A 16,037-nucleotide genomic window follows, 5' to 3' on the forward strand; every position below is an offset into this window, starting at 1 on the left:
AAATGAAAAAAATAGTTATTCTCTTATTTATTTGTATCTATTCGCAAGTTCATTTTTCACAAGAAAAAGAAACAATTCCAACTAAATTTACACAAAACGGATTTATCAACTTAGATTATTTATCTGTAAAAATGCCTAATGATGAATTTGATAATCCAGAGTCTAATATGGGGTTAGCTGGAATTCATTATAACCTTTTAGTAAGCAAATCTATATATGCTGGATTAGGTTTTTATGGTTCTGTAAACGGTAAACGTGGCGGATTATTTACACTTGGAGTAAATTTAGGGTTTAAAAAAAATATTTCTAAAAAATTATTTATTGATACGGGGTTTCATTTTGGCGGTGGTGGAGGCGCAAGCGCTCCAGATGGTGGTGGTGCTATGTTTTTACCTCATTTAAATTTTGGCTATCAATTTGAAAAATTCTCAACAACTTTTGGATATAGTTCTATTATTTTTTTTGACAAAGGAAATATAACTAGTAATCAGTTTAGATTAGGAGTTCAAATTCCTTTATCTTTTGATTATGCTCCTTTTAAAAACAAAGAACACTCTTTTTCGGTAGAAAAATTAAAAAATACGCAATGGAATCAATCTTCAAAAAGAATTTCATTGATGTTACATTTAGATAATATTAGTCCTTATGGTGATTCTCAATTAACAGATTTCTCTTCATTAAAAGGTAAAACGATTCGTTTAGCTGGATTTGAAATTGCTTCGTATTTCTCCAATAATTGGTTTGTATATTTTAGAGCTGATGGTGCTTTTCATGGAATTCAAGGTGGATACATGGATTTATTTATTGGAACTGGTTATCAGTTTGCAATGAATAAAAACAGAACAAATATTTTAACAAAATTTGCTATTGGAGCCGGTGGCGGTGGCGGTGTAGATTCTGGTGGTGGCGTTCTAATTTATCCTGATATTTCTTTAGAACAAAAAATATATAATAATATTTATTTGTCTATTAGTAAAGGGTATTTGTTAAATCCAAATCAACATTTTACAAGTTCTACATTAAGTTTTGGTATAAAATATTATGCAAATCAACAAGGTATCAAACAGGAAAATAACACATATTTTAGTTCTTCAAAGTTCAAAGGTTTTGAAATTTCAATTGGGCAAGAGCTGTATTTGAATGCTAAAAGAATTACAAACCCTTCAGAAAATTTACATCAAATTGCGATGCAAATAAATATGCATTTGAATAAAAATATATACTTAGCTGGTTATACTTCTTTTGCAAATTTTGGAAATGCAGGTGCTTATGCAGAAGGAATTGTTGGGATTGGATATCAAACAAACGCATTGCTTAATAATAAAGTCCAAATTTTCTCTCAACTTTTAGCCGGTGCAGCTGGTGGTGGTGATATTAGTACAGGACAAGGATTAATTATAAAACCAAGTATCGGATTAAATTATCAACTAAATAACAAATTGAGTTTTAAAACTTCTATTGGTAAAGTAAAAGCTAGAGGTGGTAGTTTAAATAGTACTAGTTTAAATTTTGGCTTAAGCTACAGATTTAGTTTTTTAACAGCTAATTAACAGTAAAACACAGAGTAAGATTTTAAAAATATTATATATTTATTAATTATTATAAATTCAACTAACAAAAACTAACTTCATGAAAAATTTAAAACTTTTAGTAGCTTCACTACTATTAATAGTTTCTTGTAAAACAGAAACCAAAAAAAATGATGAAACAATGGCTGCCGAACTACTAGCAAAAGCAAAAGGTATTCACGAAAGAGTAATGACATTAGATACTCACAACGATATTAATGTCAATAATTTTACTGATGAAAAAAATTACACTCAAGATTTAGGAAACCAAGTAAATCTTCCTAAGATGATTGCTGGTGGTTTAGATGTTGCTTGGTTTATTGTTTATACTGGTCAAGGAGATTTAACAGATGAAGGTTTTGATAAAGCATATAAAAATGCAATTTCAAAATTTGATGCAATTCATAAACTTACCAAAGAATTAGCTCCAGATCAAATTGAACTAGCTGTTACTTCTGCTGATGCAAGAAGAATTTACGCATCAGGGAAAAAAGTTGCAATGATTGGTATTGAAAACGGATATCCAATTGGGAAAGATATTAAAAGAGTAAAAGAATTTTACGATTTAGGAGCAAGATATATGTCTTTATCTCATAACGGACATAGTCAATTATGTGATTCTAACACAGGAGAAAGAGATGATAAATGGTTGCATGGTGGTGTTAGTGATTTAGGAAAAGAAGTGATAAAAGAAATGAATAAATGGGGAATTATGTTAGATGTTTCTCATCCTTCTAAAGCATCAATGAAAGATATGATTGAGTTAACAAAAGCTCCATTAATTGCTTCACACTCTTCTGCAAGAGCTTTATGTAATCACAGTAGAAATTTAGATGACGAGCAATTAGGATGGATTAAAGATAACGGTGGAGTTGTTCAAACTGTTGCATTTAATTCTTATGTAAATACAGAAAAACATGCTGCATATAATAAAGCGGCAACTGCATTTATGGAAGAAATTGCCAAAGAGCAAGGTTTTACAATGATGTCTAGAGCTGATGCTAGAAAATTAGACGGAAAAGCACAAGAAGCTTACTACGCACAATACATGAAAATCAGAAAATTAGCTCAAGAAAAAATGGCTAAAAATCCTGAAAAATTTGATCCAGTAAACGTTGCTGATTTTGTAGATCATATTGATTATATGGTAAAGAAAATTGGAATTGACCATGTTGGAATCAGCTCTGATTTTGACGGTGGTGGTGGTGTTGATGGATGGAACGATGCATCAGAAACATTAAATGTAACTGTAGAATTAGTAAAAAGAGGATATACAGAAGCAGAGATAGAAAAACTTTGGAGCGGTAACTTATTAAGAGTTTTAGATAAAGTTCAAGAAGTTGCTCAGAAAATTCAAAACGGAGAAGAAGTGTAATCTTTTCTTAATAAATTAAAATAAAGCTCGTTTAAAAACGAGCTTTATTTTTGTAAAAAATATTGATAATTCGAATTGCTTTCTAGTTGATTTTGAATAGCGATATCTAGCTGATGAAAAAAATCTAAACCTGTAACTTTCTCAATACTATCAATAGAAACACTAAAAGAAGATACAGAACTATTTGATTTTTCGTTTTTTAATAAAAATCCAATACCAAATAACTCTTCTTTGTGAAACCTAATAATTGTTTTATAAAAACACCTAGGAACTGTAACTCTACTCTCTCCTATTTTACCTAAAGGATTGTCTAAAACTGGACCAGTTACAACGTATAAAGAATCGCTAATTGAAATCCAGCTTCTTACTTCTTCTTCTAACTTTTTCCATATTCCTCTATTAAATGATGGTATTTGCGGACTCATATTACTCATGTAAAAACTCTCGCTCATTGTTATATCACTAAAAGACATTGATTTTGCAGGTGCTAGATGCCCTCTATCATAACCAGAGTTTCTATAATCTTTTAAAGTTGCCGAACCCGTAATTACATTAACATCTTTTCTGAAATTATCTTTTCTTTTTATTGAATTATTTATAGAGTTTTTAAACAATTTATATGCAACCCAATCGGCTTGTTCATCTTTTTCACTATATGATAATGTATAAAGTTGATGCTTGATAATTTGATTGTTTTCAAACTTTGGATACAAAAAAGAAAGTTTTACAATCTCTGTATATGGTTTAAAGTCATTAACCTTATCATTTTCTACTTTTAATTGGTTATAAATAACATATATAACTATTATAGTTAAAATTGCTCCTAATAAAAATTTATAAAATCGATTCATAACAAAACTATATTCACAGATAAACGACTAAAAAGTTCCATTCATCGACATATAACGACAAGTTAACGAAATTATCAATTCAAAAAAAAGATATCTAGCTATGTTTGTAGAGTAATTAATATAAAGTAAAGTTCAATTAATACAAAATTAAATTCTTTTGTTTCTTTACAATTATTTATAAAAGCATAATGTTTTTTATTAAAACACTGCTAAATATCGGGGGATGTTAAATAATTGGCAAAATAAAAAAACGAAAGAGAATATGAAAAGCTCAACATAATATGTTGAGCTTTTTGATTTATATTGTTTTTTATTTTATTATATTTTTTTAAAGATTTCTCCTGCTTCTTTAAACATTTTAAATTCTACAACATATCCATTTGGGTCTTTTACAAAAAACGAAATATGCTCACCATTTTTTTCTTTTAAAAATGGTGTTTTTTCTATAAAAACAGTTTTAGAAGCATGTAATTTTTCATAAAGATTAGTCCAAACTTCTTCAGATAAAATTACTCCAAAATGAAAAGAAGGTAAAATTGTGCCTTCGAATTTGTAATTTTTAAAAGCAAAATTATAATCTCCAGATTTTGTAAAAGTTATTTGATGGTTGTACAAATCAACATCTAACCATTGGTTTGTGTTTCTACCCAATTTTGCTCCAAGAATATTTATATAAAAGTTCTTTGTACTTTCAATCCCTTTACAAGGCAACGATAAATGAAATAATGAATTCATATTAAATTTGTTTTAAAAATCGTCATTAGTTTCTTCGATATCATCATTCAATTCAAAATCATCTTCCTCAAATGAATCTTCATCTTCTGCATAATCTTCCATCGTTTGTTCTAATTTAGAACTAATTTTTACTAAAAATACTGTATCTTCTGTTTTTACTTCTACCGCTTTAATAGTTTCTCCTTTGGCGTTCTTAAAAGAAATTACATCAGAATAGTCATATCCGTCAGGATATTTTTCTACCAACATATCTAATATGTCTGTAGTTAGTTTTGCATAATCTACAATTACTCGTTTCATTTTAATTTGATTTATGTCGTCTTATTGAGTTTTTTAAAAATATAAAAGAATTTTAAAATCCACTCAATTCTGACTGACATTTTTTTTACATTTCTAATAAATAAGCAAAAATTAACGGAGCAACAATTGTTGCATCACTTTCAATTATAAATTTTGGAGTATCAATATCTAATTTTCCCCAAGTGATTTTTTCGTTAGGAACTGCTCCTGAATACGAGCCATAACTTGTGGTTGAATCTGAAATCTGACAGAAATAACTCCAAAATGGTGTTTCTGGTCTTTCCATATCTTGATATAACATTGGCACTACACAAATTGGAAAATCTCCTGCAATTCCTCCACCAATTTGGAAAAATCCAATTCCGTTTGCAGAATTAGCTGTATACCAATCTGCCAAAAACGTCATGTATTCAATTCCAGATTTCATAGTAGACGCTTTTAATTCTCCTTTCATTACATAGGATGCAAAAATATTTCCCATAGTTGAATCTTCCCAACCCGGCACTATAATTGGCAAGTTTTTTTCAGCTGCTGCATACATCCAAGAATCTTTAATGTCTATTTCATAATGTTCTTCTAAAACACCAGACAACAATAATTTATACATGTATTCATGTGGTAAAAAGCGTTCTCCTTTAGCTTCTGCTTCTTTCCATATTTTTACAATATGTTTTTGAATTCTTCTAAATGCTTCTTCTTCTGGAATACAAGTATCAGTAACTCTATTTAATCCTTTTTCTAATAAATCCCATTCGTCTTGCGGAGTTAAATCTCTGTAATTAGGAACGCGTTTATAATGAGAATGCGCTACTAAATTCATAATATCTTCTTCTAAATTTGCTCCTGTACAGGAAATGATATGTACTTTATCTTGACGAATCATTTCTGCAAAAATCTTCCCTAATTCTGCTGTACTCATCGCTCCCGCTAAAGAAACTAGCATTTTAGAACCTTGATTTAATTGTGCTTCGTACCCTTTTGCTGCGTCAACTAAACTTGCAGCATTAAAGTGTAAAAAGTATTTTTCTATAAAATTTGTAATTGGTTTTTTCATTATTTTGTTTTTTATTTCTAAAGTTTTCGTACTTCAAATATATCTGTTCTTCTATCTTTTAAATTACGTACACTACCAAACTGATTTAAATCTTTTAACAAATCTAAATCTACATCAGCAATTAAAATCATTTCTGTATTTGTTGTTGCTTCTGCTTTTATTCCGTTTGCTGGAAACGAAAAATCACAAGGTGTAAACACCATTGATTGTGCATACTGAATATCCATATTATTTACTTTTGGTAAATTGCCAACGCTACCAGCAATGGCAACATAACATTCGTTTTCTATGGCTCTTGCTTGCGCACAATGCCTAACTCTAGAATATCCATTTTGAGTATCAGTTAAAAATGGGATGAATAAAATATCCATTCCTTCTTCTGCTAAAATTCTACTTAATTCAGGGAATTCTGAATCGTAACAAATTAATACGCCTATTTTACCACAATCTGTATCAAAAGTTTTCAGTTCATTTCCTCCTTGCATTCCCCAAACTTTTGCTTCATCTGGAGTAACATGCAATTTTTCATAACGATCTGTTGTACCATCTCTTTTACAGATATAACCAACATTATATAACAATCCATCTTTAAGCTCTGGCATACTTCCAGTTATAATGTTTATGTTATACGTTATTGCTAATTCAGAAAATTTTTGAACAATTTTTGGTGTGTATTTTGCCAATTCTCTAATTGCTTCAGATTCTGGCAAATGATTATTATCCGCCATTAATGGCGCATTAAAAAATTCTGGAAACAACGCAAAGTCAGAACGATATGCAGAAACTGCATCAACAAAATATTCTGCTTGTTGCATTAATTCTTCCAAATTTTTATACAAACGCATTTGCCACTGAATTAATCCTAAACGAACAACTGTTTTTTTAGTTGCGGCTTTTTTAGATCTCTTTTTGTAGTAAATATTATCCCATTCTAATAATACAGCAAATTCGCCAGAATTTTCATCACCTTCTAAATAACCATTTAAAATTTTTGTAGGATGAAAATCATTTGAAATCTGAAAGTTTAAAACCGGGTCGTGAATTTCTTTACGCTTTACTTTTTCTATGTATTCTTTTGGCGATAAAGTTGATTCAAATTTATGGTAATTTGGTATTCTTCCGCCAAAAGCAATTCCTCTTAAGTTTAACTTTTCAGCGAGTTCCTTTCTATAATCGTACAATCTTCTTCCTAATCGCAAACCTCTGTATTCTGCCTTTATAAAAACATCTATTCCGTATAAAACATCACCATCTTCTTTATGCGTGTCAAAAGTGTATTTTCCGGTAATATCTTCATACGTATGTTTATCATCAAAGCTATCATAATCTACCACAATAGATAAAGCACAACCAGCCAATTCTCTATTAATTTTGATAACAACTTGTCCTTCCGGAAATTTATCAATTAATGCTTTTATTTGAGATTCTCTCCAATAAGAATCTGGCATCGTTGCATATGCTTCAATCATTGCTTTTTTTAACGCTTTGTAATCATCAAGTGTTAAAAATTGCAATTCTATATTTTCTATATTTTGAATCATTTTAAAATCTAAAAATCAGAATCATCATCGTTCTTAAACTTTGCAAGTTTACTAAATGGATTCATATCGTCAGTTTCATCACCATTATCATAAGTGTCGTCATTGGATGCAAATTTGTAGCTCAGCATTTTATAATACAATTTTGCAGCTAAAAAATCTGAAGATTTTTCTGCTGGATTCGGACATAATTCAACCATATCAAAACCAACAACATTTTTTTCTTCAAACACTTTCTTTAAAAATTCTAACGTTTCATAATAAAATAATCCGCCAGGTTCTGGAGTTCCAGTTGATGGCATTATAGAAGAATCTAATGCATCTAAATCAAACGTAATAAATACATTACTAGTTAATTGATCGATTACATCGTCCATCCAATCTTCGTTTACAGCCATGTCATGTGCAAAGAAAACTTTATCTAAATTCATTACTCTTTTTTCTGAGATGTCCATAGATCTAATTCCAACTTGCACCAAATTTGTAGTTTGATTTGCTTCATAAACTGCACAAGCATGATTGCAAGAAGAACCTTCGTATTCTTTACGTAAATCTGCATGCGCATCAATATGTAAAACAGATAAATTATCAAAACACTCGTTAAATGCTCTAATTGAACCAATTGAAATTGAATGTTCTCCTCCAAAAAGTGTTACAAATTTATTCTTATTAATGTACTGCTTTGTTGTTTGATGAACAGCATCAACCATCGCTTCTGGCGATGAATTTTCTGTAATAGCATCTGCTAAATAAACACCTTCTTTGTAAACTTCAGAATCGGTTTCTATATCATACAATTCCATGTTTTCTGAAGCGTCTAAAAAAGCTTCTGGACCTTTATCAGCTCCTTTTTGCCATGTACTTGTTCCATCATAAGGAACAGGGATTAAAACAATTTTTGATTGCTCAATTTTTGAGAAATTCTCAGAGATTCCTGCGTACGTTTTACTAGTTTTCATAACCTAATATTGATAATAATTCTTTACTTTTTTGTTGTTCTTTAAATACTTTGGTTGTAACGTTTCCGTTACTGTCTTTGTTTATTAATATGTGTTTTGGATGCGGAATTAAACAATGTTGCAAACCACCAAAACCACCAATTGATTCTTGATAAGCGCCTGTGTTAAAAAAACCAATGTACAAAGGTTTTTCTTTTTCATAAACGGGCAAATAAATAGCATTTATGTGTTGTTCTGAATTGTAATAATCATCGCTATCACAAGTTAAACCACCTAATAAAACACGTTCATATTGTCTGTTCCATTTATTAATTGGCAACATAATAAAACGTTTATTAATTGCCCAAGAATCGGGTAATGTTGTAATAAATGATGAATTAATCATGTTCCAACGTTCTCTATCGTTTTGTTTCTTTTGATACAATACTTCATAGATTGCGCCGCCAGCTTCACCAACTGTAAAACTTCCAAATTCTGTAAAAATATTAGGCACAGGCACATCGGCATTTTTACACGCTTCGTTTATTTGATTGATGATTTCATCTATCATATATTGATAATCGTACTCAAAAGCTAACGAATTTTTAATCGGAAATCCGCCGCCAATATTTAAACTATCTAAAGTTGGACATGCTTTTTTTAACTTAATGTAAACGCTGATACATTTCAATAATTCATTCCAATAATAAGCATTATCTCTAATACCTGTATTGATAAAAAAGTGCAACATCTTAAGTTCTACTTGCGGATTATTTGCAATTTCTCTTTCGTAAAAGGATACAATATTTTTGTAGCCAATTCCTAATCTGCTTGTATAGAATTCAAATTTTGGCTCTTCTTCTGATGCGATTCTAATACCTACTTTAAACTTCTTTTCTGTTTGTTCTTGAAGCAATGGTAATTCTTCGTAATTATCAATAATCGGAATGCAATTTTTATGATTAGAATTTATTAATTCTCCAATATTTTCTATGTATTGGTTTCGTTTAAAGCCGTTACAAATAATAAATGTATCGTCTTTTATTTTTCCTTCAGTTTTTAAATTTTTAATAATATCTAAATCAAAGGCAGAAGAAGTTTCTATATGAATATTGTTTGTTAAAGCTTCATCTAAAATAAATTTAAAATGCGAGCTTTTAGTACAATAGCTATAAAAATAATCTCCTTTATAATTATGCTTCTTCATAGAAGATTGAAACCAATTTTGTGCTCTTTTAATATTCTCAGATACTTTTGGTAAATAAGTGAATTTTAAAGGCGTACCGTATTGTTCAACCAATTTTGCTAAATCGATATTATGAAAAAATAAGTTGTTGTTTTCTGTATGAAATTCCTCTTGAGGAAAATCAAAAGTTTGTTCTATTAAATCTGTGTATTTAGTGTTCATTTACTTTTTAAAAAAAATTATACAATTAACTTATCAAAATAACATCTAATGTACTGATAAGAGATAACCTAAACAAAAAAGTATCACTGTCTTATGTTTAAATACACAACATGCAGTTTAGAAAACTGCTGTATATTTAAAAGAGAATTGGGAAAAACCATTATTTTTTCGACGCATTTCCAAAATGCTAAATACTTATTTTCTTCCCAAGAATAAGTACTCACGAAATAAGAAAAACTTAACATTTTACTTACTAAAAAGTTGTCAAATGTAATTTATTTTTTGATATAAAAAAGAAAAATTAAAAAAAATTACAAACAACAAAAAAGCCTCACATTTCTGTGAAGCTTTAAGTGAGCCCTGAAGGATTCGAACCTTCGACCGCCTCCTTAGAAGGGAGGTGCTCTATCCAGCTGAGCTAAGAGCCCGTAGTTTTTATGTTTCTACGAAAACAGTGTCGGGGTGGCAGGATTCGAACCTGCGACCTCCTCGTCCCAAACGAGGCGCGATGACCGGGCTACGCTACACCCCGAGTTTGCAAAATTTTGCGGAGAGACAGGGACTCGAACCCTGGCGACAGTTACCCGTCGACAGATTAGCAATCTGCTCCATTACCACTCTGGCACCTCTCCTTTACAATACTTAAGTATTAATTAAAAATTGCGAGTGCAAATGTAAGATTACAAATACAATTTAGCAACCTTTTTTAGTTTTTTTTCATAAAATTTATCACTAATCTGGATATTCTATTCGCAAGTGATAAATATTCATCAACTTCTTTTTTACAACCTTTTTTATCTTTTCTATTTCTCTAAAAGTAATATCAGAATTAATAAATTGATTATCAGATTTTTGTTTTTCTACAATCTTATCAATTAGAACTTCTATAGATTGTGCCGTCGGATTTTTAATACTTTTTGTTGCTGCTTCTGCTGCGTCACAAATCATTAAAATTGCTGTTTCTTTTGAAAACGGAATTGGTCCAGGATATTGAAATTTCTTTACATCAACTTTTTCATCTGGAAATAAGTCTTGTTCTTTTTTATAAAAATAATACACCAAACTTGTTCCGTGGTGTGTTCTAATAAAATCTATAATTCGGTCTGGTAATCTATTTTCTTTAGCTAATTCAATTCCTTTTATTACATGATTGATAATTAAATATGCACTGTCTTTTGGAGATAAATCATTATGTGGGTTAACACCTGTTGATTGATTTTCGATAAAATACATAGGGTTTAACATTTTACCTATATCATGATATAAAGCACCCGTTCTTACCAACATAGAATTTGCTCCAATTTCATTGGCAGCAGCTTCTGCTAAGTTGGCAACTTGCATTGAATGTTGAAATGTGCCAGGAGCTTTTTCATTTAATTCTCTTAATAATTTTGTATTTGTATTCGATAACTCTAATAGTGTAACATCAGAAACCAGTCCGAAGATTTTTTCATACATATAAATAAAGAACAATGATAAAAAGGACAACAAACCATTTGCTGAAAATAACATAAAGTAATCCCAGTTTATTTGCGAAGCATTTCCTTCTTTAATAATAGAAAATGCTAAATAGGTTATCATATAAATTAACGTAATTTGTCCGATTGATATAAACAAACTCGCTCTTTTATAAAGATCAGAAACCGTTAAAATAGTTACCATTCCTGCAATTATATGCAAGTAAATAAACTCAAAACTATTTGGCACAATAAAACCTAATAATAACACTGTTAATACATGTGCAAACAAACCTAATCTGGCATCAAAGAAAGCTTTTAAAACGATTGGCAAAATACTTAATGGTACAACATATAAATAATCTGAATTGTATTTTACAACCAAAGTTTGTATTAAAACCATCAGAAAAACGTTGAAAAAGATAAACGTAACTTTATTGTTATTACTATAAATTTCTGGTCTGTATTTTTTTAAGAAAAGTAACAACATCAATAAAGCTAATGATACTAAAATTGTATAACCACAAACAATCCACAAGTAATTTGATTCTGTCCAAACTTTAGATTCTGATTCTTTTTTTAAAGAATTTAAGATGGCAAATTTTCTGCCTTCTACAATATCACCTTTTAAAATAATAAGCTCACCAGAAGTAACCAAACCTCTTGTGTAGGAAATATTTTTAAATGATTCTTCTAATGCTTTTTGTGTAAAACCAGCATCATAACTAACATTTGGTTTTATAACTTCTAATAAGGTATTTAATAATTCATTTTCTGAATAACTTAATGGCAAACTTCCAATATTTTCTGTAATTAATTGGAGCACTTCTTTATAAACTAGCAATTTATTATAAGCAATTTCTTCAACCACATTGTCTTTGCGTAGAAAAATAATTTCATTGTCATTAAAAACTTTTCCTTGACTTGCCTCATCAATAAAACCGTGTTTATAAACCTCATCAATCACAAAGTTTCCTACAGAAATTAAACTTAGCATTTGCTGAGATTCAATAGAATCGTTTGCTTGAATATAATTTACTTTTGCAGTAAATGCTGTTTTTATTTCTAAAACCGCAGCAGTATTAAACTTAAAATAATGCTTATTATTTCTGGTGATTTGTAGTTTTTCTTGATTGATTTCTTCTTCACTTTTTTGAATAGAAAAATCAAACGTTGCATATAAATTATCATATTGCCAAGGTTTTCCTTTGTTAAAATCGTATTTAAATTGTCCGCCTTTAGGAAATAAATACACAATAGAAACTACAGCTATTAAAAACAATAACACTTTATAAACTATCGCATTATTTTTATATACTTTATTAATAAAATTACTCATTCGGTTATTTTTAGCTGCTTAAAAAACATTTACAAACTTACTTTAAATAGTTTCTTCATCAAAAATTAGATTTAACTTTATTCTTTGTGTAAGAAATGCGCTCCTTATATTTTATTGCTCACAATAAAATAGTTATTTTCGCAATATAAATAGTAATGTACAAAACATTTAAGATATATAGATATGAAAGAAGTAGTAATTGTATCGGTAGCTAGAACTCCAATTGGTAGTTTTATGGGAAGTTTATCTTCTATTCCTGCTCCAAAATTAGGAGCTGTTGCCATAAAAGGCGCTTTAGATAAAATCAATTTAAATCCAGAATTGGTAGAAGAAGTTTTTATGGGAAATGTTGTTTCTGCCGGATTAGGACAAGCACCTGCAAGGCAAGCAGCAATTTTTGCAGGAATTCCAAATACTGTTCCTTGTACTACGATAAACAAAGTGTGTTCTTCTGGAATGAAATCTATTATGTTAGCTGCGCAAACTATAGCTTTGGGTGATGCAGAAATTGTGGTTGCTGGCGGAATGGAAAATATGAGTATGATTCCACATTATCAACACGCAAGAAATGGTTCTAAATTTGGACCAATTACCATGGAAGATGGAATGCAAAAAGATGGCTTGGTTGATGCTTACGAAAAAGTTGCAATGGGTGTTTGTGCTGATGAATGTGCAATTGAATATAATTTCTCAAGAGAAGATCAAGATGCTTTTGCGATTGAATCTTACAATCGTTCAGCAAATGCATGGAAAGAAGGAAAATATGCAGATGAAATTGTTCCAGTAGAAATTCCTCAACGTCGTGGAGAACCAGTTATTTTCTCTGAAGATGAAGAATATAAGAACGTGAAAATGGAGAAAATTCCTGCTTTACGTGCAGCTTTTACAAAAGACGGAACAGTTACTGCTGCAAACGCATCAACAATTAATGATGGTGGAGCAGCATTGGTTTTAATGTCAGCAGAAAAAGCAAAAGAATTACATCTTACTCCGCTTGCAAAAATTAAAGGATATGCAGATGCAGCGCACGAACCAAAATGGTTTACAACTGCGCCAGCAAAAGCCTTACCAAAAGCATTAGCAAAAGCAGAAATTTCAATAAATGATGTTGATTATTTTGAATTAAACGAAGCGTTTGCTGTTGTTGGCTTAGCTAATATGAAAATTTTAGAATTGTCTTCTGACAAAGTAAATATAAATGGTGGAGCAGTTTCTTTAGGACATCCTTTAGGAGTTTCTGGAGCAAGAATAATTATTGCTTTAACTTCTATTTTAAAACAAAATAATGCAAAAATTGGTGCTGCAGCGATTTGTAATGGCGGTGGTGGCGCAAGTGCAATGATTATTGAAAAAATATAATTTTTAACTCAAAACTTATAACTCAAAACTAACAATTTGTTATACGGCATTTGTAATTTAAGTATTGTTCCTTTAAGGCTTGAAGCTTCAGATGAATCTGAAATGGTTTCTCAAGTGCTTTTTGGCGAACATTTTAAAGTGTTAGAAAAGAGAAAAAACTGGAGCAAAATCAGAATTCATTTTGATTCTTGCGAAGGTTTTATAAATAATAAACAGTTTGAGGAAGTAGCCGAAGAGACTTATTTAGAATTATCTAATTCTAAAGCAACTTTATCAGGTGAGCTTATTGATTTTATCACCGATGAAAACGGAAGTTTATCTACTATACCAATTGGCGCAACTTTGCCTTTTTTTAGTAATAAAAAAACATTTATTGGCACAAAATCATATTCGTATGATGGTGCTATTATCAATAAAAAATTAGATAAAGAATACATTTTAAAAACTGCTTTTTTATTTTTAAATACGCCGCATTTTTGGGGAGGAAAAACTCCTTTTGGCGTAGACAGTTCTGGTTTTACACAAATGGTTTATAAACTTTGTGGATATCAATTATTAAGAAGTGCAAAAGAACAAGCAACTCAAGGTGAAGTATTAAGTTTTATTGAAGAAAGTGAACCTGGAGATTTAGCTTTTTTTGATGATAATGAAGGTATTATTACGCATGTAGGAATTATAATGAAAGACAATTATATTATTCATGTGCACGGAAAAGTTAGAATAGATAGATTAGATCATAGTGGAATTTACAATGTAGATTCTAATCGACATACTCATAAACTTAGAGTAATAAAAAAAGTAATTTAAATAAAAAAACCGAAACAATTGTTTCGGTTTTTTTATTTAAATATGGTAAATTTTATTCTAATGTTTTTAACACTTTTCTTAATTCGGTTGCTTTATCAGACATTTCTAATTGCTCATAAACACCAATTAAAACACGTACAGTTTCTGAGTTTCTTTCTTGTTTATCAGCCTCTATTAAAATAGGTAAAACCTTGTTAAAAAGTTTTTTACGCTCAGCTTTATACTTATTATAGTTTACTGTATCTGATATTGGCAAATCATTCATTTTTGTAACTAAATCCGCATCTTTTAACAATAAGGTATTGGCTAACATCCAGTTTGCTTTTGGAAAATCCGATTTAAGTTTTACTGCTTTGGTAAAATAAAGTTCTGCTTCCTCAATATTTTTAGCATTATAATTTACAATCCCAATATTAAAGAATAAAGTTGGGTTGTTTGGGTCTTTCTGTGCAGCTTCTTTCATTAATGCAGCAAACTTTTCTGGCTGATTTAAATCATTATAAATAAAAGCTTCTGACTTCAACAATTCTAAATTATTTGGTTCAATTTTACGCAACTCTTGTATTAGAGCAATTGCCTCATTAAACTTTTTCTGTCTAGTTAAAATAGTAACTATGTTTTTTAGAATATCATTTCTTTTTGAAGGTGATTTTGTGATTGAGTTATTGATATATTTACCAGACTTCATCATTAAAAGCATTTCTTCTTTAGTATTGAAAGTAATTTTTTGATTCGTATCTTTATCAGTTGCTGCGTAAATTTCTTTAATACCTGTATAACCTAAATTTTTTAATTCGCTATAATAGGTAAAAGCTGCTTCTAAATCTTCAGCTTGTAAAGCTAATTGGGCTGCATTAGACAGAAATAATGTGTCGTTTTTACCTAATGTATATCTTAAGTAAAATGCTTTTGCTGATTCTTTATAGTTTTTAGCATCATTTAAAGCAAATGCTTTTTTATTTACCTCATCTTTTAAAGTGTTTAATAAAGGTAAAGCATCATCAGAATAACGTTCTTTTCCGGTTGATTTCTCAAATTCGAATAGTTCATTATAAGCCTTTGCAGCTTTTTCATAATCTTTTTTACCTCCATAAGCTTGACCTTTTAAGAAGTAAAATTTAGATTTTAGTTTGTCATCTGCATTAGATATTAATCCTTCTGCTGAGTTAATTGCAGTTAAGGCAGCAGCGAAATCTTGTTTTTTTATTGCCTTTTCTGCTGCTTTTAACTCATTTTTTTGCGAAAAAGCTGTTATTGTAAACAACCCTAACGCTACTAATAATATTTGTTTTTTCATTCTAAAAAATT

At 29.8% G+C, this 16,037-nt stretch carries 13 protein-coding genes and 3 tRNA genes; 4 read left to right on the forward strand and 12 right to left on the reverse strand.

What is annotated here, in order from left to right; genetic code table 11:
• Positions 1-2: 2 nt before the first annotated feature.
• Both ABDX67_RS04520 and ABDX67_RS04525 read left to right on the forward strand, forming a co-directional pair.
• Positions 3-1,550 (forward strand): hypothetical protein, encoded by a 1,548-nt coding sequence (locus ABDX67_RS04520; protein ID WP_347173784.1) that lies wholly within the window; start codon positions 3-5, stop codon positions 1,548-1,550.
• A gap of 79 nt (positions 1,551-1,629) precedes the next feature.
• Positions 1,630-2,943, forward strand: a complete 1,314-nt coding sequence (locus ABDX67_RS04525) for a dipeptidase (protein ID WP_347173785.1) — start codon at positions 1,630-1,632, stop codon at positions 2,941-2,943.
• Between the two features lie 44 nt (positions 2,944-2,987).
• Here ABDX67_RS04525 and ABDX67_RS04530 read toward each other — a convergent pair whose 3' ends face one another.
• From ABDX67_RS04530 to ABDX67_RS04580, 11 genes are all read right to left on the reverse strand, one after another.
• Positions 2,988-3,794 (reverse strand): DNA/RNA non-specific endonuclease, encoded by an 807-nt coding sequence (locus tag ABDX67_RS04530; protein ID WP_347173786.1) that lies wholly within the window; start codon positions 3,792-3,794, stop codon positions 2,988-2,990.
• Positions 3,795-4,112: 318 nt separating this feature from the next.
• Positions 4,113-4,529, reverse strand: a complete 417-nt coding sequence (locus ABDX67_RS04535; RefSeq protein ID WP_347173787.1) for a VOC family protein — start codon at positions 4,527-4,529, stop codon at positions 4,113-4,115.
• 12 nt (positions 4,530-4,541) lie between these two features.
• On the reverse strand, positions 4,542-4,829 hold the full coding sequence (locus ABDX67_RS04540; RefSeq protein ID WP_347173788.1) for a hypothetical protein: 288 nt from the start codon (positions 4,827-4,829) through the stop codon (positions 4,542-4,544).
• An 85-nt stretch (positions 4,830-4,914) separates the two neighbouring features.
• Entirely contained in the window at positions 4,915-5,883 is a 969-nt protein-coding gene (locus tag ABDX67_RS04545) for a deoxyhypusine synthase family protein (protein ID WP_347173789.1), read from the reverse strand.
• A gap of 17 nt (positions 5,884-5,900) precedes the next feature.
• A complete protein-coding gene (locus ABDX67_RS04550; RefSeq protein ID WP_347173790.1) occupies positions 5,901-7,424 on the reverse strand; it encodes a carbon-nitrogen hydrolase family protein in 1,524 nt (507 codons plus the stop codon).
• 8 nt (positions 7,425-7,432) lie between these two features.
• On the reverse strand, positions 7,433-8,380 hold the full coding sequence (gene speB, locus ABDX67_RS04555) for an agmatinase (protein ID WP_347173791.1): 948 nt from the start codon (positions 8,378-8,380) through the stop codon (positions 7,433-7,435).
• Positions 8,370-9,767: a type III PLP-dependent enzyme domain-containing protein gene (locus ABDX67_RS04560; RefSeq protein ID WP_347173792.1), complete on the reverse strand. Its 1,398-nt coding sequence runs from the start codon at positions 9,765-9,767 to the stop codon at positions 8,370-8,372. Before ABDX67_RS04560 ends, speB begins: the two co-directional genes overlap by 11 nt.
• Before the next feature lie 354 nt (positions 9,768-10,121).
• Positions 10,122-10,195 (reverse strand) — tRNA-Arg (locus ABDX67_RS04565).
• Between the two features lie 29 nt (positions 10,196-10,224).
• Positions 10,225-10,299: transfer RNA gene (locus ABDX67_RS04570), tRNA-Pro, on the reverse strand.
• A gap of 16 nt (positions 10,300-10,315) precedes the next feature.
• Positions 10,316-10,399: transfer RNA gene (locus tag ABDX67_RS04575), tRNA-Ser, on the reverse strand.
• A gap of 100 nt (positions 10,400-10,499) precedes the next feature.
• Complete coding sequence (locus tag ABDX67_RS04580) at positions 10,500-12,563, reverse strand: HD family phosphohydrolase (protein WP_347173793.1); 2,064 nt, start codon at positions 12,561-12,563, stop codon at positions 10,500-10,502.
• A 183-nt stretch (positions 12,564-12,746) separates the two neighbouring features.
• Here ABDX67_RS04580 and ABDX67_RS04585 point away from each other — a divergent pair, with 183 nt between their 5' ends.
• Positions 12,747-13,922, forward strand: a complete 1,176-nt coding sequence (locus ABDX67_RS04585) for an acetyl-CoA C-acyltransferase (RefSeq protein WP_347173794.1) — start codon at positions 12,747-12,749, stop codon at positions 13,920-13,922.
• A gap of 36 nt (positions 13,923-13,958) precedes the next feature.
• Complete coding sequence (locus ABDX67_RS04590; RefSeq protein WP_347173795.1) at positions 13,959-14,729, forward strand: C40 family peptidase; 771 nt, start codon at positions 13,959-13,961, stop codon at positions 14,727-14,729.
• Positions 14,730-14,781: 52 nt separating this feature from the next.
• On the opposite strand, the gene ABDX67_RS04595 is transcribed toward ABDX67_RS04590, so the two are convergent.
• Positions 14,782-16,026, reverse strand: coding sequence for a tetratricopeptide repeat protein (locus ABDX67_RS04595; protein ID WP_347173796.1), 1,245 nt, complete (start codon positions 16,024-16,026; stop codon positions 14,782-14,784).
• Positions 16,027-16,037 lie beyond the last annotated feature (11 nt).

This window comes from Polaribacter uvawellassae, assembly GCF_039748955.1.
Taxonomy (GTDB): Bacteria; Bacteroidota; Bacteroidia; order Flavobacteriales; family Flavobacteriaceae; genus Polaribacter; species Polaribacter uvawellassae.